The organism is Rhizobium sp. SL86 (assembly GCF_026672545.1).
GTDB lineage: Bacteria > Pseudomonadota > Alphaproteobacteria > Rhizobiales > Rhizobiaceae > Neorhizobium.
Window position 1 is genome coordinate 16,894 of sequence record NZ_JAPPRJ010000003.1, and the last position, 18,069, is coordinate 34,962.

An 18,069-nucleotide genomic window follows, 5' to 3' on the forward strand; every position below is an offset into this window, starting at 1 on the left:
ACAGGGATTTGTAATTTGAGCCAATGGGCGTCTCCCGTGTTGTGAGAATTACTATGGGGCGTTGCCCCTCGCGCGAGCAAGGGGGCGGTCTCCCGAGGCTCCGCGCTGCGCTTGTGCGCCCGCCGCCTGAAACCCTTGCCCTTGCTACCCCCAGACCTCGCCGGTCAGGCAGGGTTGCATGGCTGCAACCTGCATTGAAAGAGGGATGTCAGCAAAAGTATTGTAAAAGTATTGGTTTTATGCATAAGGTAGGGACAAAGGAGCTGAGCACATGGCGCGAGCAAAGACGTTTTCGTTGGGAGACAATTATGACGGGATTCTCTCGGACCTCGTCAAGAATGGCCGTTTTGGTACGGAAACCGAGGCGGTGCGCGCCGGTATCCGTATGCTTGCCGATTATGAAATCAAGATGCAGGCATTGCGCAATGATATCATGGCAGCCGACGCTGAGATTGAGGCAGGCCTTGGTAAGGAGTACGCCAATGGCGCGGATCTCCTGCAAGACGTAATGAACGAAGGCTAAGACCATCAACCCGAAACGCCTCATCATCGCTCCCCTCGCTGTCCAAGACCTGCGGGGGATTCGGCGCTACATCGCCGAGAGCAGCCCTCATTACGCGCAGGAGTTCTTGGCCGACCTCACCGCCAAGATTGCCTGGATAGCCGAAACCGATTTCACCGGCTCGCCGCGTGACCACATCCTGGAGGGTTTGCGCGGCTTCCCGTATCGCCAGCGTTGCATCTATTACCGCTCATATCACGACCGTGTGGTGGTGCTCCGGGTCATGCACGGCGCGCAGGACATCAAGCCGCAGGATTTCGGCGGTTGACGTTCGCGAGCTTCGCTCACGTTGCGGGGGCAATGCTTCCTGTGGGGCAGGTGGCTCTACCCTTTGAAGTTCACTTCTGGCGTGAAAACAGATCTGCGGATCTCGCTGGCACGCGATTTCACCAGATCTATGGCGTCTTCAATAGATAGACGTTGGCCGGTTAGCTCAGCTTCCAGGGGTAGGTTTGCCCCCTCCCCTGGACCGAGGAATTTGCAGAAATCAATGCCAATTCTCTTCATACGGTTCAGTTTATGCAGTTGGTTCGCTTTTGAGGTTTCGGTGTGAAGCGCCAGGTCCAGGGCCTCTATCGCCTCCTCAGCCGTACCGACGGCGATAGCCTCAATGAAACGCGTGCCGACTTTTCGCCTGACATTCAAACCGGCAGCCTTGAGGGCGTCGGGCGTCATCAACGGCCCTGACCTCACTATTTGCTGAACCGGACCCCGAAAGTTCATCCCGCTTTGAATCTGCGTGGTCGCAATGTCGGTTATCCAATCAATGTCGGAGGACTTGAAGCAACCCACATTCACGATCGCCTCCCTAATTGCTTCATAGGTGGGATAGAGATCCGCGAATTCCGGGCCGCTCGTGTCGATGGATATGGACTTCACGAACGTCTGAAAATCATCCGTTTTCGACCGTCTGAATATTTTGGATAGCCAATTCAACTCCCATCTCCTCCGTTACCTCAAGCGCAATCTAGCAGTCGCTCTGAGAGCGCAGCTTGCCGCGCTGGCGTGCGTCAGCCCGCCATAGCTTACGCCTTGCATCGGCTGTTTCGAGGTGCCGGTATTTACCCCCCGAAAACTTAGGCCAGTCGAGCGCCATACCCGCCCGCACAAGCTCAGCGGCCAAATCGCGCCCGTCAGACAAGAAGCATTCTGCCACTACCCTATCATAAGAGAGTTCCGGCCGGATGTGGGCCGTTACCGTTTGACCCTTGCACAGTTGCACCAAGGCCCATTTGGATTGCTTGCCCCAAGGATGATCGAGTTCGGGAGGTAGCGTCGCCTTAACATTTTCCGCGGTATTTACGGACATGAGCCCGAACCCGCCGACCAATATTATGACGCCCAGGTATAAGCGTCATCGCTTTCCCGCCGAGATCATAGCGCATGCGGTGTGGCTCTACTTCCGATTTCCGCTAAGCCTGCGTCATGTAGAAGATCTGCTGGCCGAGCGCGGCATTCAAGTCTCATTCCAGACGGTCGCGGAATGGGCCGCCAAGTTCGGGCGACAATATGCCCGCACCATCCGCCAGCGCTCAGCCGGAAAGCTTGCCGACAAATGGCATCTCGATGAAATGGTGGTTGGTATCAACGGCAAAAAATACTGGCTATGGCGGGCCGTCGATGCTGATGGTTATGTTCTCGACGCGCTGATACAGAGCCGCCGGAACAAGAAGGCGGCCCTTCGGCTGATGCGAAAACTACTGAAAGGTCAGTGTGTCTCACCGCGTGTCATGATCACCGACAAGCTCAGATCCTACGACGCAGCCAGAAGAGAAATCATGCCCGGTGTCGAGCATCGCTCGCATAAGGGTTTGAACAACCGAGCGGAGAATTCCCATCTGGCGGTTCGACGACGAGAGCGCGGCATGATGCGGTTCAAGTCGGCACGACAATGCCAGCGTTTCGTCTCCATCCATGGCCCAATCGCCAACCTCTTCCATCTTCACCGCAAAAATCTGACAGCCGCTGTTGGCGGCTGTCCAAAAGCGCGGATAAATGGTGCCGAGGATTGAGAACTTTGAAAGCGGCTGAAGAAGCCGCCTTCAGTGTTGCTAATCTTGATTATCGTCGGAAGCTTGTTGGTTTTGGACCATGTGCTGGATGTCAGGGGCGTAATGGTTCCAGATGGCGTCGCGCAGATCATCGAGGAGTTCGAAGACGGCCCATGCCTGCTCGGGGGTCCATTCGGCACTGATGAGGATTGGCAGGCCACGCTTGAGACCTGAAGAGTGGTGCGTCTTTTCGGTCATGATGCGGGCTCTGTTTCGCCGGATTGGTGACTGGCGCGTTGCTGACGCTGGGCTATGGAGCGCTCGTTGGCTTCCTTGAAGCGATAGGAATCTCCTTCGATCGCGACGACTTCGCAGTGGTGGACGAGACGATCGACCAGGCTGACGACGCACGCGGCGTTCGGAAAGACCTCCGACCATTGCGCAAAGGGTTTATTGGTGGTGACGATGGTCGAGCGTTTCTCGTATCGGCGGCTGATGAGCTCGAAGAGCAGATCGGCATGGCGGTTGGAATAGGATAGGTAGCCGATCTCGTCGATCAGCAGGACGTCATGGGAAGCATAGTACTGAAGCTTGCGGCGCAGCAGGGAATCGCTGTCGATGGCGGCGAGTTCGCCGAGCATTTCGCTGGCGGTGCGGAACAGGACCGAATGGCCCCGGATGAGTGCCTGGTAGGCGATGTTGAGGGCGAGCGTCGATTTGCCGACGCCGTTCGGACCGATGAAGACGATGTTGGTGGCATCCTTCATGAATGCCAGCGTCATCAGTTCCTCGACGGTGGCGCGGTCGATGCGGCGCGGCCACTTCCAGTCATAGTCGGCCATTTGCTTGAAGTGGCCGAGCCTGGCGGTGCGCATGCGTCGCAGCAGCGAGCGGTCGGAGCGCTCGTCTTCTTCCCACCGGATCACGGTCGGCACCCAGTCCTGTGTGGCGATCTCGTCCCAATGGGCCGTCAGGCCATAAAGGCGCAATTGTCTGGCGCGATTGAACAGGGTGTCGATCTTATTCATCGTCGTTTCCTTTCAATGTGAGTTGATCGTAACGGTCGAGCTTGTGGGGAATGACAGTCGTGTCCTTCTTGCGGACATGCTCGGGCAGCCTGGTTTCGACCGGGGGCGGAGCGCCCCGCGCAATCCGGCGGCGTTCGAGCACTGATCGAACCGCCTTGGAATGCGAGGCGCCGGCGCGCAAAGCGTCTTCGACGGCCGCCTGGAGTTCCTGGGCGCCGTAGAGGTCGAGCAACGTCAGCATGGCGTTGGTGATTGCGCCGATATTGGCGCCACGTTCTGCGGCATGCATCATCAGCTTCTGACAAGCCGGCACGGCCCGCGTCAGGCTATTGAGGCCGCGATGCTGGCGTGCCTCGCGCTTGACGGCGACGAGTGCCTTCAGGTGCTGAGGATCCTCGATCTGCTGGCCCCTATCGAAGCTGCGACGGTGGCTGGCGATCATCGTGGCGGCGTCGAATATCCTGACCTGGACGAGATCGGCGCGAACGGTGAGTGTTCGTTGGACATGCGTATGAGGGACCGAGTAATCGTTCAGATCGAAGCGCACGTAGGGTGTCTTGCCAACCTTCACGGCCACCTGCTCCTCGACGGGATAGGGATTGGCCGGCAAGGGCAGAAGCATGGGCTGTTCTTTTGAGAACGCCTCACGCACCGTCATTGCCCGGTCCTCCGGGCATGGCCTGTCGGCAGCCTGGGTCCGGCACCAGTGTTCGGCCTGGGCATTGAGATCGTCGAGGTCCTTGAAGGTGCGGGCGATGAAGAAGGCTTCCCGGATGTGGCGAATGAGGGTTTTGCATCTGCGACGAACAGGAGAAAGTTATGTTTCGCTATCTCGCACGTCATCATGATCGCAAACACATCAAGCGGTCACTCCAACGTCAGGAGCGAATTAGCAAAAGCGCTATCGGTTTCGCACATGACGCCTCTCTGGCATTTGCGGTCGATGAGCCAGTTGTAAATGATGGCCACCACAACTTGGTCGTCACGACGCTCTGCGAAACAGAAGCGTTTTTCGCACCGCTCTTGCCGGCTGAACCGATCTACCAAGATGAAAACCGAGTCATTTTTGAATCGGACATCAAGACATCTGACGAGAGAAACAACGTCTTTGAGTGCGTTGTGACCGAGAGCGGAGCAAAAGACCACGCGCTTGTCGTGTTTCATCACTGGTACTCACGCAACCGGTATCCAGCGTTCTCCAAATATTTTGCCAAGAGGGGTATGACTGTCGTCGAGGCGACCCTACCGTATCATTTCAGTCGGGGCTCGAACGATTGTTCGGAGGAACAATTTTTCAATGCCAGCGTAGGCCGAACTCTTCGATCCATGAGGCAGGCGGTGTTGGACGGCCGAAAAATTGTTCGCTGGCTGAAAGGTCAGAGGTACCGCACGATTTCCGTCGTAGGCATGTGTTTAGGTGGCACAGTTGCTGGACTGGTGGCAGCTCAAGAAGAGAAAGTCGATAAGGCCGTCCTGATGGTAACACCGCCAAGCCCTGCTGACCTGATTTGGACTTCTGAGACCATGCAACGTCTAAGAGGGCGGATTGACCCCTTCATGTCACTTGAAGATTTGAGGAAAGCGTGGACCCTGATTAATCTCGACATGCATACTTTCTGGCTCTCGCGTCCTGAGCTAGAATTGCTGTTCGTGCAGGGGAAGCGCGATACGATTGCGCGCCCAGACAGGGCGCACCACCTGATACACGAGTTGACTGGCTTACGCGGACGGCCACCAGAGCTTGTGCAGCTCAATTGTGGACACTCCTCCATTGGGATGTTCCCCTACAACATGATCGCAGCCAGGAAGGTGCTGAGATTTTTGATGGAGATACCGACCCTGAAGGAGCTTTGGGAAGTCCGGAATTTCCGCATCTATCTAAGCGGAGTGTGAGCCCGCCTCAAGTTCAAGTTGGCAGCATTGCAGCGCCATGGTTGTTGAATGACAGTGCCTTTTTGGAATTACATGTGCGTGATAACCGCCCCAGGCGGACTTGGGGACTGAGGGAATACCGACGGTGCGGAATCTATCCGACTATATCAAATCAAGGGAACTGGTTGAGACTACAGATCCAGATTTCCAGAGACGCTTGTACCGCCATGAGGGATTCGACGGCATAGTCAGCTTCGGCGAGATTGACGCAAAACTGTCCGCATTCCTACAGTCCCAACGCTTAGAAACTGGTCTGACCCAGAGTGATTTCGCGACCTTGGCTGGTCTCGCTCGAGTGGTCTATAGCCGCTACGAACTGAACATTTCGCGACTTACCGTCTCTCGAATGATTCATCTTTCCGAGCTCCTCGGGTTCCTGCCGATGCAGATGATTCATGCCGCGGCACCTCATCTCTACGGCAACAATCCTGAAGAGGCCGATGATCGGGTTGAACTCTTCAGACTCATTCATGACCTCCCGCATGACACCATACGCAGTTTGATCGGTATAGTTGGCCAACTGACGCCTAAGGATGTTCTTGAAGCTCGGCAAAGAGCGGAAGCGCAGGCCGAAGCACAAGCTGAGGCCGAACGCCAACGACTGACTAGAAAAGCGGCGAGAGTCAGCAGGAAGGCCGTCCCTCTGGCCGACCACCAGGTCGAAAATCATCCAAGGTCGATACCCCGACAGACGATTGAAGAACGGAAAGGGCCGTCAAGTGATGGCCATTTAGGAACGCGTCGTCCCTTCGTCCCTGTGGTCTATTCGATCGAGCCCACGACCCGGTGCGTCGGCACTACCGCTCACCCCGCTTTCCGATCGCTGTTCGCATTTGCACGCATCAGCGACATCAGCATCGGTCCCAGTCCGAACTCCCCTACCCTCGCCCGGCGCGTGAGATCGCGGAGATATCCACCTGCCGAATTGATATGCCCTGCCCTCTCCAAGATTGCAGCCATGGCAACCGCCGCGTTCTCCGGCCCCATCACCTCGCAAGCCTCCTGGTAAGCCGACGGGCTAACACCAAGCATTGATCGTACCACCACCGCGGCGCCCATCAGCTCGCGCCAATGGGAGATCGTGCCCCCGGGCCCGTAGTCCGAAATCTGCGGGCAGGCTTTCAGGACCATCGACAGCGGGAACGCCTTGATCTGTTCCGGCTTTGCCAACGGCTGAGCAACCGCTTTGGGTGCTACTTCCAGCTCGACGGCTCCGCCCTGCTCTTTTCCAGAGCTAGGTTCAAGTTCATAGATGGATTCGGGTTTTGAATTCTGTATGTGGCAGCCATTTTGAACAGCATTGCCCTCCATATTTTGAGAATCTAACTGATTTTCCAGAAGGTTGAGGATTTCGGTGCGCAAAAGCTGCATCTCGTCGAGGATTGCCTCCACCTGGTGACGGTCAGGATTGCGGGGAAGTCGGCTGACAATGCCGACATACATGTCTTCGATGGCTTCCCAGTCGCCGTCGGCCCCCTCCTCCATCGCTGCTGAAATCAGTTTGCGTACATCACGCCGGCAGATAGTCAGTGCCTCTTTGGCTCGCCTAAACTGCAGGCGTTCGGCAGCGACTTCCTGTGCCAGAATTGCAAGTTCCGCAGCACGAGCCAAAAGTGGAGAAAGATCGAACCCAAAGGCTTGCTCGATATCGCCACCCTTGTCCCGGTGAGCGTAGCGCTTGCCGTTCGGACTGTCCTTGCGCTGGATGAGCCCGGCTTCGACCAGGGCAGCCAAATGGCGCCGCAAGGTCGTTCCAGTGATGCCGTGCGCTCTTACAGAAAGCTGGGCGTTCGAAGGGAAGACCACCAATCCGCTATCGCAGTTGAGCTCGCTTTCCGGATAAAACGTCAGCAATGCGTCCAGCACAGTCAGCGCCCTGTCCTGGAGGCCGAGGCGTTCACGGGCCTCACAGGCGTCGCGAAACACCTTCCATTTTTCGACCGGGCGGTTTGGTTTCGTCTCGGACGTCTGAAGCTGCCTCTTTACAAGAGCAAGCACAACCGGCCGCCGCCCAAAGGGCGTCGTCACATTTCCCGTCTGCATATTCCTTCACCTTTCTTCAGGCAAAAGAAATCCGCTCACCAAAACGATGCCAAAGACTCTTGACTGGGATCCATGGAAATGCGATTCTCGTTCTTGCTTAGGGAATACGAGAAGGGCTTCCATGACTTTGGTCGTTTGGGGGCCTTTTTCTTTTGCCGATTACTCTCCTTGTTGATCTAATTTGTTCCGGTAAGCTTTGTACAAGTCTCCCAGGCTGTCAGCGATGAAATCGCCGAAGCCCGCGGCATCCCGTGCTTTCAGGGCAAAGGTGTATGTTTTTGCGTCCGCCTTGATATAGGCTGATACGGCTTTGTCTTCTGACGACCACTTATGGGTTCTAATCGCCTTAGGACTGCTCTGCTTCCCAACTGCCTTCAAAAAAGCCAGTAGTGCATCGAAACGGTCGTCGCCGCCATTTGCTTTGAAGTCGGCGGTCTCAATGAAGTTCAGTGCTTTATCAAGAGTCGATGGACGCTCTAACAGGTTCTTGAGTTCGTACCAGCGATCCCTCCCGATGCCCTTGGCGGCGCCGACGGCATCAAGCACCAGTTTGGGAATGGTTGAGACGGCGAGCATCTTCGACAGCGTTGCCCGGTCTATAGACAGAGCAGAAAGGACAATCGCGTTGTCGCCATCGAACCGACGACGGGCAATCTCTGCAGCGAAGATTGCCTTCTCGATAAACGACAGGTTTGCCCGTGCGGAGTTCTCTTGGCCCTGGGCGACGAGGTGATCGCTGTCTTTAAGGTCTTTGACGACCGCACGGACTTTCCGCTCGAGCGCCATGGCCGCACGAAGGCGTCTGTGCCCGAATACCACCATGTACCGCCCCGTGGCGGACGGGTGCGGCCTCACAAGGATAGGAGTGTCCTGCCCGCGATCTCGGATTGCTGACAGGAGCTCGTCAAAATCTGCCGGGTCGTCTTCGAGGCGGTCGCGAATGAACGAATCATCGATGATAGCGGGATCGAGCTCGACAACAGTCTCTCCTTCTAGAAAGCGATTTGCCTGCGCGGCCATCTCGTCCAAAGAATGGATAAGCGACTTCGATGCCCCCTTGTTCGTATATTCGAGGATCGCCTTGGAGTTATCCGGCGCTTCCTCGCTCATGACGTTCATAAATGGGTTCTTCCGCGCCATCTTGTTATCCTCGGATCGCTAAGCGGTTGAATCTATGAAGAACCTTCTGGATTTTGACGGCGGTCAACACGTTACATTCTCCCCCATGCTCGATGGATAAGCCCCTGAATTTCAAAATTCACGGCATCCATGCACTCGATGGCGCGGTCGTAAGTCCCCCGGGTAAAGTTAGAGCGCTCTAACTCGTAAAGACTCCGCTTGGTCAATCCGGCGTCAGAGATCGCAGTCGTCTTTACCATCGGCGTCTTGAGGATTTCCTCGGCGAGCATTGATTGCATGAAGCCAAGCATTTGAACCTGAGGCACGTCTTGTGGCTCAAAACGGGTGATCAGGTAGCGTAGCCAATCAAGTCTTACGTCAGCACCAGCCGCCTTGATGGTCTTCGTGATGTTGCCGAGCATCAGCAAGAACTGACTCATGGACATCAGGTCCAGCATTTGTGGGTGGACGGTAATCAAAACCGATGTTGAGGCGGTGAGGGCAGTCAACGAAAGATATCCTAGCTGCGGCGGACAATCGATGATCACAACATCGTAACGATCATCGACGTCCATGAGGGCCTTGCCAAGTCGAGTGAAAAACCGCTTGCCCTCGTTGCCGGCCTGCATCGCGAGCGGGGTATCGTATTCGTACTCCTGAAGCTCGAGATTCGCCGGGATGATGTCGAGGCCAGGGAAATTGGTTGGTAAGATCACATCCGAAATCGGCTTCCGCTCGTCGTATCGGATCGTATCGTAGAGCGATGGGTTTTGATCGAGTTCGGGCTGAAAGCCATGCAGAGCCGAGAGCGAAGCCTGCGGATCGAGGTCGATGGCTAGAACTCGATGGCCCGTAAGCGCAAGATGCTGGGCTAGGTGGGCAGCAGTCGTCGTTTTGCCACTACCACCCTTGAAGTTCACTACGGCAATGACCTGAAGCTTGTCGCCCGGCTTGCGCTGTGGGAGGTATCTCTTGGCTTCGCTCTTCCCGGTTTCCGCGAGGTACTGCCGCAGCTCCAGCATCTGCTCGGCTGTGTAGTACTTCCTGTTCCCCGACATTGTGGTAGGGATCGGTCCCTTGCCATCCAAATAAAGCCGTTTCAGATTGCTTGGCGTAACGCCGAGGTAGTGGGCAACCTCACCCACAGAAAATTGCCGCAAGGTTTTCTTCGCGCTCGGCGGGAAATTCTCCAGCCGCAGCTGGTTAAGCCTGCGAGAGATTTCCGCACCTTGCATCAGTATCTTGTCGTCCAGTTCGAACGAAGGAAGTGAGAACGCGTTCATAGGGTCGTTGACCATTCTGCCGGTAAAATTACCGAAACTGAGGATATGCCGTCATTATCCCCGATTCTCTGATTCCAGCAAGGAAAATTAAGTTAACAAAACCTTAAGGCTCATGAGGGGTCAAGGAAGCTATGTTTTGGCGACGCGCGGACAGCGAGTGAAGCCCCGCGCCACGTGTTGACTGCCGTCAAAACTCTAAATTCTGTAGTGGCTACAACAAGTTGATCCACAATAGATGCCACCTACCGCGCACGGGCTGACGCGCTGTTGTTCAAATCATCAATTTTGGTTTAGTTCCTTCACGAACCCATCGACCCAAACTGAAGCCACCCGTCGTATATATCGGTGCGCCACCTCGTGAGGGAACCATTCAGCGGATAAACTCTCACCGTCTACCTCTTCAGCCTCATCCGATCCGCATCCCCAACACTGGCAATTCGTTTCCCGCGAGGTCCCTTCGCTAGCCGCACGGGCGATAATCAGCCGGTCATCGCAGGGTATTGGCGAAATGCTTTGTCAGAGGCGGGTGAAGAGTGCGAGAGGGAGGACGCGAACGCCTCGTATCGGCGATCTTAATTTAGATTAGCCGGAGTAGGGCGGGCTGTCGGCACCTAGTTCTCGCGCATGTCGAGTATCACGGCTGTGGCAAGTTGATCGGCACGGGTGAGGCCGTTTGAGATCGTGATCATGCTTGACTCCCGCAGCGTTGACATTTGGCGGCGGTGCAAAAAACCCGGGATCGAGGAGATCGACTCGCCTCTATTCCAGAAGATATTCCTACGGTCGCTCGGATCGCCAAGAAGCCTGCGGCCTATGGTGGTGTTTGGTGTTCCATTCGATGAGAGCAGCGGAAGACGCCGCCGTTAGCACCAATTTCGTTGACATCACGGCCGTTTAATAGGGCAGGGGAGTTCCGGCACTGAGACCTTTGCAATCTATTCGAAACCTTCTGAGTGGCGCAGCCCGGCCAGAGTGTAGGGCCTAACAACCCCTCCTGCTCGATCTGCCAGGTTTCACCGCTACAGCCGACTGAGCGGGAAGAGAGCCATAGAGGAGGGGCGGTCTCCCATCCGGCGACCCGCAGCCCGCTGGATTGTCAAGGATCGCAATCGTCTGAATGGCGACAAGGCCGGCTCTTCCGAACCAGCCCCGTAAAAGCATTAAAATGCTATCAGCGCACCAAAGGTAGGCTTCCGCCAGTCGGCGGAACTACCGCCGAACATGGCATCGCCTCGGCCGGAAAACTCCATGACTGTAAAAATCTGCTCATTCATGTGGGGGATCCTCTGTTTTCGGCTCTGTTGCAAATATTCTTGATGGCTACGAGGAGGCTTCGTATGCATGCCTCACGCGGTTTTAGCGTCGAGATTCTGCGCGAGGAGGGCCACAGCCTCGGTGAGTGCGCTGGGCCCAATCCCGAAGGCTCGTTCAACGATCCGTGCTTCTCCACGAATGTCGCCAGTTAGGTTGAAAATGGCTGCCTGACCCTTGCGCAAAGCCCGCATGACCTCGAAACCTTTGATCGTCGCATAGGCCGTTTTCAACGTCTTGAACCCTCTGACTGGCTTGATTAGCTGTTTGAGCTTGCCATGATCGGCCTCGACCACATTGTTCAGATATTTGACCTGCCGATGGACGAGCTCTTTCGGGCACTTACCTTCGGCCTTCAATTCCGAAATCGCGATCCCGTAGGTCGGCGCCTTGTCGGTGTTCATGACTGTTGGCTTTTCCCAATCCTTCATGCCATTCAGTGCCTTGCCGAGAAATCGCTTGGCTGCTTTGGCATTGCGCGTCGGCGACAGATAGAAATCGATCGTGTTGCCGAACTTGTCGACGGCCCGGTACAGATAGGTCCATTTGCCGCGAACCTTCACGTAGGTTTCATCGACGCGCCAACTGGTCGATTGCGGTCGCCGCCAATGCCAACGCAATCGTTTCTCGATTTCCGGTGCGTATTTCTGGACCCAGCGATAGATCGTGGAATGATCGACGGACACACCGCGTTCGCCCATCATCTGTTCGAGATCGCGGTAGCTCACTCCATAGCGGCAATACCAGCGCACGGCCCACAAGATCACCTCGCCCTGAAAATGACGCCACTTAAAATCGCTCATCAAAAGTCTCGCAGAATATCACCAGCGCTCTTTCTGGCATCAACGGATTTTTTGCAACAGAGCCATCCCTGGTGCCACCGGATTTGCTCCAGGTACTGATGCGGCCGGCTTTCGACGCCGGTATCGCGCTCACGCGTCTCGATGAGCGTATCGCCCGTTCGCCAGTCGGAACCGGCTTCCTTGAGCGCACCCAGTTTACGGAAGCCTGCGCCTCGCTGTGGATCGACGGCGAGCTCGTCCATCTCGAAGACCTGGTCCTGCACGATGCCACACGCGATATTCGCACACCCACCCACGAACTGACAATCGCCCGCGACGTGCTGAGAACCCGCCGGCGGATTTCCGCGCAATCCTCGGATTGGGCCTTGTCCGCCGATGGTATACGGACGCTGCGGAAAAGCTCGGAGATAGGGTCGGGCGGCGGAGACGAGGAGAGGACGGCCGGAGTTATTCGGCCGGCGGTCGCGATCGATCCGGAAGGGGAGGGGGGCGTCGCCGACGACATCGAAAATCTCCCCGGCGTCGACTACGCTGCCATCGATGCGGTGCTGGCCCGATCGGAGGCCGCGATCGAAAACGCAACGCGGCCCGGCCGCGCCAGCGCGGCAGACCGAGACGCGCTGGTCTATGATCTCGACTGGGACGAGGATGCCCGGCTCGATGAATGGCGCGGCGTGTTGCGCCAGACGGAGAACTTGCCGCCAGTGCTGCAGGCGATTGTTGCCCTCGATGCCTGGAGCGAGCTTTCCGTTCTTCAGCATGCACCCTGGCTTGGCCGGCTGTTTTCCGCCGCGATCCTGCGCCAGGCCGGCATCACGTCAGGCGCGCACCTCGCAGCCATCAATCTCGGCCTCAAAACCATTCCGGTCGATCGGCGCCGGCATCGCGACCGCGAAACCCGGCTGCTGGCCATCGCGCATGGGATAATCGCGGCGGCTGAGATCGGGCTGAAGGAACATGACCGGCTGGCGTTGGCGCGCACGATGTTCGAGCGAAAGCTGGGCGGGCGCCGGACGTCTTCAAAACTGCCGGAACTGGTCGAGCTGGTGATGGCGAAACCGCTCGTGTCGGCCGGGATGGTCGCGAAGGCGCTCGACGTGACGCCGCAGGCGGCGCGGCGGATCGTTTTGGAGCTGGGTCTGCGCGAGATGACGGGGAGGGGGAGGTTTCGAGCATGGGGTGTTGTCTGAGAATGGAACAAGGGCGACGCCTCCGGCCGCCGATACGATGCCCGAAGGGATGTCTAAGACCGACCTCTGCCGGATATGATGGGCGGGGCATAACCTGTGTGTACGGTGAGGGCTGGAGTATTTTGGAGTGTTTGCGCCTGCGGCGCGTTCATCTCTTTCCCCGTACAAATCTAATCAGCTTCGGTCTTTTGGCTCGCCTTCATTCGAAGGCAGTGTAGAAACGCTCGAAGACTGTCGGTTCGGAAAGGATTATACTTTCCGGATTTCCGAGGTGGGTGTACCGAATGACATCGGACGCAGCTAGGATATCATCAAAGAGCGTCTGCCAGCGCGCCTGATCGAATCCACCGGCCTCTTGGCACCGTGAGGCCAGCCTGACCAGCCAGTCCTTGCGGTGTGGGTTGAGGTCCATGTTGGCGGATAATTGCAATTCCTCTGTCTGCTCCGTTGTTATCAGGCCTTTCGCTTTCAGGCCGTAGCATATATCGCTTGCCAGCTGCATCCGGAGTGCTCCGCCGACGATATGGGTCCAGGATACCGAGCGCCCCATACTGTTCATCAGGCCACCATATTCGACCGCTCGCAGCAAAAGCCGTCTAACAAAACGTGCCGCGTCGATACCGCGGATGGGTAGAACGGTGGCAAGCACGGCGGAAGCACCGCAGCTAAGGAAACCATTGGCGACGGAGGCATGGTTGCGGTCATGAGGATGGGTATCGCAGGCGCTGAGGATGACGATGGGCGGCACGCGGATATGATCGCGCAGGGACCATATATCGATCGACTCGCCGCCGATGATGAGGCCACCCGGGACCTTGTCATTGATATGCTGCCCATGGCTGTCCACGATCAGCATTGGGCCGTTATAGGCATTGATCGCACTGACAAATTCCTCGAGCGTCTTGGGCGTGCACCTCGTGCCGCGGATAGCGCGTCCCTTGCTGTCCTCGAGCGTGGCGACGGCTTTGCCGATGATCTCGGCAAGATGGTCGTTTTCATCGAACATGGATAGGAGGAGAAAATTACGGAAGTTCTCCGGCGTGACTTGTACCGGTAATTGCGGGCGCAATTGCTCCATCAGAATATTGCCCGGTGTCACCGGTATCCGCGATAAATCGGTGTAAATCCCAAGGGGAAGGCCATCTACCGGCAGCCATTCCATCGCCGCGTCAGAAATGATTTTGATACCGGACTTTGATGCCCGGATGATATCCAGATGCTCCCCAGGCACGGCATCAGCAAGAGCCTGCTGAACGGCTCTGAACACCCGCGCTGTCTTCGTATCCGGAGGATTGTCATAGTTGCGGAGATGGGTAGAGAGCTGTGCGACCACTCGGTCAGTGCGGTTGACTGCCGGCGCAAGCCGTATAGTGGCAGCAAGCGTCGAAGCCGATCGCATGGCTACGGCGAGGGACTGGAGCTTCAACTCGGCGCCGCGGGAACTCATGATCGGGCCGATACTGTCCATATCCTCCTCGTCGGCCTTTACCGTCAGGGTGAAACCTCTTTGCCGCTCCATGGCCCGCAGCACTCTCTTTATGATTTCGGGTGCATTTTGCTGAAGCTGTTCTTCTATCCGTCGGTAAGAGGCGGGCGCAACCAACACGATATCTGGTAGGCGCGGATACACGAGAAATGCAGCGCGGTCAGCGACGGCTTCCTGCAGCTTCAGGACAGCTTCTGTCGATTCGGTGATCCCGCTTACATAGCTTTCATGGCTAGAAGCATTGAGATGTCCTTGCGGATCGGAAGGGGCGTCCTCACCCACGCTCCGAAGCGTTAGCTCGTTCGCTACCGTCACATTATGCCCGTGATAGAAAATGCTCGAAGGCCGGGATTTAAGCGGCGTCCAGTTATCCATGGCCGCCAGACTTTCATCGATATCGAGGCGACGGTGCAGAGATTTGGCTTGCCGGAGTGCCACCTTGCAAAACTGGCGAATACGCTCGACGGTGATTTCGCCTGGCAAAAGCGCGCCGACACCTTCAACCATACTGACATGCAGCGGTTTGAGCGTGAGGGTTTTTCTCCATTTGGAGACCGCGCGCGCGACAGCCTCGTCCCCCGTGAACACCACCATGAACGGCGCGGCAGGCATGGGCTTGCGTTTCCGGATCAGGGTTTCGACATTGACAGGGCTCCAGATCCAATGCGCCATACCGGCCCGCCGGCGTGCCAATTGGTTATCGGGCGGCATCGTGAGCTGGACGATATCTCTCGGCAAAAAGGCCGGATGCGCCAACAATTGGGCGAGGGGGATTAGTCCCGGTGCAAATCCTTGGAAAGGGGTGACCTCATGCGGCTCCCAGGCTTTCAGGGCATAGATATAGAAGATCTCGGGATGCGGCATAACCATGGGCGGATCGTGACATTGCGGGGTGGAAGAACATCATTGTTGGAAACCTGGCGCTCGAAAGTTGGGACCAGGATAAGCTTTGCGCCCGTCGGGCATATGCGAGCTGCCTAACCGGATTCCCCGTCGGCCGCACATTCTCAACGTATGGTTTTAGAATGCAAGAGGCAGAGTAGGGCATCTAGCTAAAGTTCATAGGTTCGCTGCGACCAGATACCGACACTTTGCGCGACCGAAATCGACCCTCTCGCAAGACAATGTTACGGGAAACAACAAAACCGACGAGTTCTACTATTGCCTTACCCTGGGTGATCTATGGACAATTATGCAGGCGGACTGGCTCCTGATCCGCGACATGTTTGCCCCGGACTCTGTCCTCGGCTTCACCTTCACGAAAACCATGTTTAACGACACGATGCGGGTCATCAAGGAGACACGCAACGAGCTGTTTCACAGTAACCCGATCAAGGATCGCAAAAAGATTGTCGACTCCTGTGAGCGTATCCTGAACGGACTACAGTTCCACCTCGGCGACTACGACCATGATCTTGGGGTCGCGCAATATGTGCGCGTGCCCGCGACCGTCGGGCTCTGTTGCAAAAAATCCGTTGATGCCAGAAAGAGCGCTGGTGATATTCTGCGAGACTTTTGATGAGCGATTTTAAGTGGCGTCATTTTCAGGGCGAGGTGATCTTGTGGGCCGTGCGCTGGTATTGCCGCTATGGAGTGAGCTACCGCGATCTCGAACAGATGATGGGCGAACGCGGTGTGTCCGTCGATCATTCCACGATCTATCGCTGGGTCCAGAAATACGCACCGGAAATCGAGAAACGATTGCGTTGGCATTGGCGGCGACCGCAATCGACCAGTTGGCGCGTCGATGAAACCTACGTGAAGGTTCGCGGCAAATGGACCTATCTGTACCGGGCCGTCGACAAGTTCGGCAACACGATCGATTTCTATCTGTCGCCGACGCGCAATGCCAAAGCAGCCAAGCGATTTCTCGGCAAGGCACTGAATGGCATGAAGGATTGGGAAAAGCCAACAGTCATGAACACCGACAAGGCGCCGACCTACGGGATCGCGATTTCGGAATTGAAGGCCGAAGGTAAGTGCCCGAAAGAGCTCGTCCATCGGCAGGTCAAATATCTGAACAATGTGGTCGAGGCCGATCATGGCAAGCTCAAACAGCTAATCAAGCCAGTCAGAGGGTTCAAGACGTTGAAAACGGCCTATGCGACGATCAAAGGTTTCGAGGTCATGCGGGCTTTGCGCAAGGGTCAGGCAGCCATTTTCAACCTAACTGGCGACATTCGTGGAGAAGCACGGATCGTTGAACGAGCCTTCGGGATTGGGCCCAGCGCACTCACCGAGGCTGTGGCCCTCCTCGCGCAGAATCTCGACGCTAAAACCGCGTGAGGCATGCATACGAAGCCTCCTCGTAGCCATCAAGAATATTTGCAACAGAGCCGTTTCGTTTGGTAGCATTGTCCGACCGGGATAACGCATCAGGCAGAGCTGCACGGCAAACCCGAGCTGGTTATGTCCCCGTCGGCGAAGCTCGACTTCCAGCCGATCGGCTGGCGACAGAGAGTAGTGCTGGATCAGGCTTTCCTCATCCGTCGGAATATCAAACAGCCCCCGTCGATCCTGTGCATGAAGAAGCTTTCGTCGGGCCACCGTTTCACTCCTTTAGTACGCGCTGGGTGGCCGATCCTCTGTCCGAAAACGGTCGATTGCGTACAGGCGTAAAGCACCCTGTCCACAAATTATCTTGACAGGATTTAGGACAGAGAAGATATTTCGGACAGCCTATTCGGACGAAATTGACCCCATGCCACGCACTTTTGCTTATGTCCGTGTCTCAACGACCGGACAGACTACCGAAAACCAGATTCAGGAAATTGAGGCCGCCGGCTTTCAGGTCGAGCCGCGCCGGATCGTCACCGAGACAGTTTCCGGCAGCACGGCAATCGCGCAGCGCCGTGGCTTTTCCAAACTCATGGACCGGCTGGAATCCGGTGACGTTCTCATTGTCACCAAGCTTGATCGACTCGGTCGTGACGCCATCGATGTCAGCACCACTGTTAAGGCCCTCGCGGAGATGGGCGTGAAAGTCTATTGTCTCGCTCTGGGTGGTGCCGATCTCACCAGTTCATCCGGCACCATGACCATGCAGGTTCTTAATGCCGTCGCGCAGTTCGAACGGGATCTGCTGATCGAACGCACCCAATCCGGCCTCAGGCGGGCAAAGTCCGAAGGCAAGATCCTCGGACGACCCTCGACACTCAACGAGGAACAGAAACAGGGCGTGCGTGACGATCTCGCAAAAGAGATGAGCGTTTCGGCGATCGCCAGGAAATTCGGAACCAGCCGACAGACCATCATGCGGGTCCGAGATGAGAGTTCACGCTCCGTTCGGCCTTAGCGTACGATTTCACGCAAATCTTGTTC

At 56.5% G+C, this 18,069-nt stretch carries 19 protein-coding genes and 2 pseudogenes; 9 read left to right on the top strand and 12 right to left on the bottom strand.

Features of this window, described 5'->3' with window-relative positions:
- The first annotated feature begins 271 nt into the window (after positions 1–271).
- On the top strand, positions 272–523 hold the full coding sequence (locus tag OU993_RS17810) for a type II toxin-antitoxin system ParD family antitoxin (RefSeq protein ID WP_268159756.1): 252 nt from the start codon (positions 272–274) through the stop codon (positions 521–523).
- Positions 524–548: 25 nt separating this feature from the next.
- Positions 549–830, top strand: coding sequence for a type II toxin-antitoxin system RelE/ParE family toxin (locus OU993_RS17815; RefSeq protein ID WP_268159785.1), 282 nt, complete (start codon positions 549–551; stop codon positions 828–830).
- A gap of 56 nt (positions 831–886) precedes the next feature.
- Here the strand turns inward: OU993_RS17815 and OU993_RS17820 are convergent, their stop codons facing one another.
- Together OU993_RS17820 and OU993_RS28900 are read right to left on the bottom strand one after the other, a co-directional pair.
- Entirely contained in the window at positions 887–1,498 is a 612-nt protein-coding gene (locus tag OU993_RS17820; protein ID WP_268159758.1) for a hypothetical protein, read from the bottom strand.
- 31 nt (positions 1,499–1,529) lie between these two features.
- On the bottom strand, positions 1,530–1,871 hold the full coding sequence (locus tag OU993_RS28900) for a thermonuclease family protein (RefSeq protein ID WP_442793000.1): 342 nt from the start codon (positions 1,869–1,871) through the stop codon (positions 1,530–1,532).
- Positions 1,872–1,896: 25 nt separating this feature from the next.
- On the opposite strand from OU993_RS28900, the gene OU993_RS17825 reads away from it, so the two are divergent.
- Positions 1,897–2,574, top strand: coding sequence for an IS6 family transposase (locus OU993_RS17825; protein ID WP_442793002.1), 678 nt, complete (start codon positions 1,897–1,899; stop codon positions 2,572–2,574).
- Positions 2,575–2,613: 39 nt separating this feature from the next.
- Here the strand turns inward: OU993_RS17825 and OU993_RS17830 are convergent, their stop codons facing one another.
- From OU993_RS17830 to OU993_RS17840, 3 genes are read right to left on the bottom strand one after another with little or no spacing between them, the layout of a single operon-like run.
- A complete protein-coding gene (locus tag OU993_RS17830; RefSeq protein WP_268155107.1) occupies positions 2,614–2,811 on the bottom strand; it encodes a hypothetical protein in 198 nt (65 codons plus the stop codon).
- Positions 2,808–3,581 (bottom strand): IS21-like element helper ATPase IstB, encoded by a 774-nt coding sequence (gene istB, locus OU993_RS17835; protein ID WP_268154921.1) that lies wholly within the window; start codon positions 3,579–3,581, stop codon positions 2,808–2,810. The genes OU993_RS17830 and istB overlap by 4 nt, the downstream gene beginning before the upstream one ends.
- Positions 3,574–4,203, bottom strand: coding sequence for a Mu transposase domain-containing protein (locus OU993_RS17840; protein WP_268159760.1), 630 nt, complete (start codon positions 4,201–4,203; stop codon positions 3,574–3,576). The genes istB and OU993_RS17840 overlap by 8 nt, the downstream gene beginning before the upstream one ends.
- 197 nt (positions 4,204–4,400) lie before the next feature.
- Here OU993_RS17840 and OU993_RS17845 point away from each other — a divergent pair, with 197 nt between their 5' ends.
- Complete coding sequence (locus tag OU993_RS17845; RefSeq protein ID WP_268159762.1) at positions 4,401–5,474, top strand: RcgR family putative quorum lactone hydrolase; 1,074 nt, start codon at positions 4,401–4,403, stop codon at positions 5,472–5,474.
- A gap of 124 nt (positions 5,475–5,598) precedes the next feature.
- Positions 5,599–5,826, top strand: a pseudogene (locus tag OU993_RS17850) (helix-turn-helix domain-containing protein); the annotation flags it as partial.
- On the opposite strand, the gene OU993_RS17855 reads toward OU993_RS17850, so the two are convergent.
- The 5 genes from OU993_RS17855 to OU993_RS17875 form a co-directional block, all read right to left on the bottom strand.
- A complete protein-coding gene (locus tag OU993_RS17855) occupies positions 5,755–6,183 on the bottom strand; it encodes a hypothetical protein (RefSeq protein WP_268159789.1) in 429 nt (142 codons plus the stop codon). The pseudogene OU993_RS17850 and the gene OU993_RS17855 sit on opposite strands and share 72 nt — an antisense overlap.
- A 134-nt stretch (positions 6,184–6,317) precedes the next feature.
- The gene (gene repC / locus OU993_RS17860; RefSeq protein ID WP_268159764.1) at positions 6,318–7,556 is read right to left on the bottom strand and encodes a plasmid replication protein RepC; all 1,239 of its coding nucleotides are present in this window, start codon (positions 7,554–7,556) and stop codon (positions 6,318–6,320) included.
- Between the two features lie 159 nt (positions 7,557–7,715).
- Complete coding sequence (gene repB, locus OU993_RS17865) at positions 7,716–8,696, bottom strand: plasmid partitioning protein RepB (protein ID WP_268159766.1); 981 nt, start codon at positions 8,694–8,696, stop codon at positions 7,716–7,718.
- A 71-nt stretch (positions 8,697–8,767) separates the two neighbouring features.
- Entirely contained in the window at positions 8,768–9,958 is a 1,191-nt protein-coding gene (gene repA / locus OU993_RS17870; RefSeq protein ID WP_268159768.1) for a plasmid partitioning protein RepA, read from the bottom strand.
- Positions 9,959–11,304: 1,346 nt separating this feature from the next.
- Positions 11,305–12,072, bottom strand: coding sequence for an IS6 family transposase (locus OU993_RS17875; protein WP_268159770.1), 768 nt, complete (start codon positions 12,070–12,072; stop codon positions 11,305–11,307).
- 98 nt (positions 12,073–12,170) lie between these two features.
- On the opposite strand from OU993_RS17875, the gene OU993_RS17880 reads away from it, so the two are divergent.
- Positions 12,171–13,262 (top strand): RHE_PE00001 family protein, encoded by a 1,092-nt coding sequence (locus tag OU993_RS17880; RefSeq protein ID WP_268159787.1) that lies wholly within the window; start codon positions 12,171–12,173, stop codon positions 13,260–13,262.
- A 199-nt stretch (positions 13,263–13,461) separates the two neighbouring features.
- Here OU993_RS17880 and OU993_RS17885 read toward each other — a convergent pair whose 3' ends face one another.
- Positions 13,462–15,618, bottom strand: coding sequence for a hypothetical protein (locus OU993_RS17885; RefSeq protein ID WP_268159772.1), 2,157 nt, complete (start codon positions 15,616–15,618; stop codon positions 13,462–13,464).
- A 322-nt stretch (positions 15,619–15,940) separates the two neighbouring features.
- Here OU993_RS17885 and OU993_RS17890 point away from each other — a divergent pair, with 322 nt between their 5' ends.
- Both OU993_RS17890 and OU993_RS17895 read left to right on the top strand, forming a co-directional pair.
- Positions 15,941–16,267 (top strand): hypothetical protein, encoded by a 327-nt coding sequence (locus tag OU993_RS17890; RefSeq protein WP_268159774.1) that lies wholly within the window; start codon positions 15,941–15,943, stop codon positions 16,265–16,267.
- Positions 16,267–17,034 carry an IS6 family transposase gene (locus OU993_RS17895; RefSeq protein WP_268159770.1) on the top strand — a complete coding sequence of 256 codons (768 nt, stop codon included), beginning with the start codon at positions 16,267–16,269 and terminating at the stop codon, positions 17,032–17,034. The genes OU993_RS17890 and OU993_RS17895 overlap by 1 nt, the downstream gene beginning before the upstream one ends.
- A gap of 51 nt (positions 17,035–17,085) precedes the next feature.
- On the opposite strand, the pseudogene OU993_RS28905 reads toward OU993_RS17895, so the two are convergent.
- A pseudogene (locus OU993_RS28905) lies at positions 17,086–17,295 on the bottom strand (DUF4158 domain-containing protein); the annotation flags it as partial.
- A gap of 154 nt (positions 17,296–17,449) precedes the next feature.
- Between OU993_RS28905 and OU993_RS17905 the strand changes: the two are divergent.
- Complete coding sequence (locus OU993_RS17905; protein WP_172873079.1) at positions 17,450–18,043, top strand: recombinase family protein; 594 nt, start codon at positions 17,450–17,452, stop codon at positions 18,041–18,043.
- Positions 18,044–18,069 lie beyond the last annotated feature (26 nt).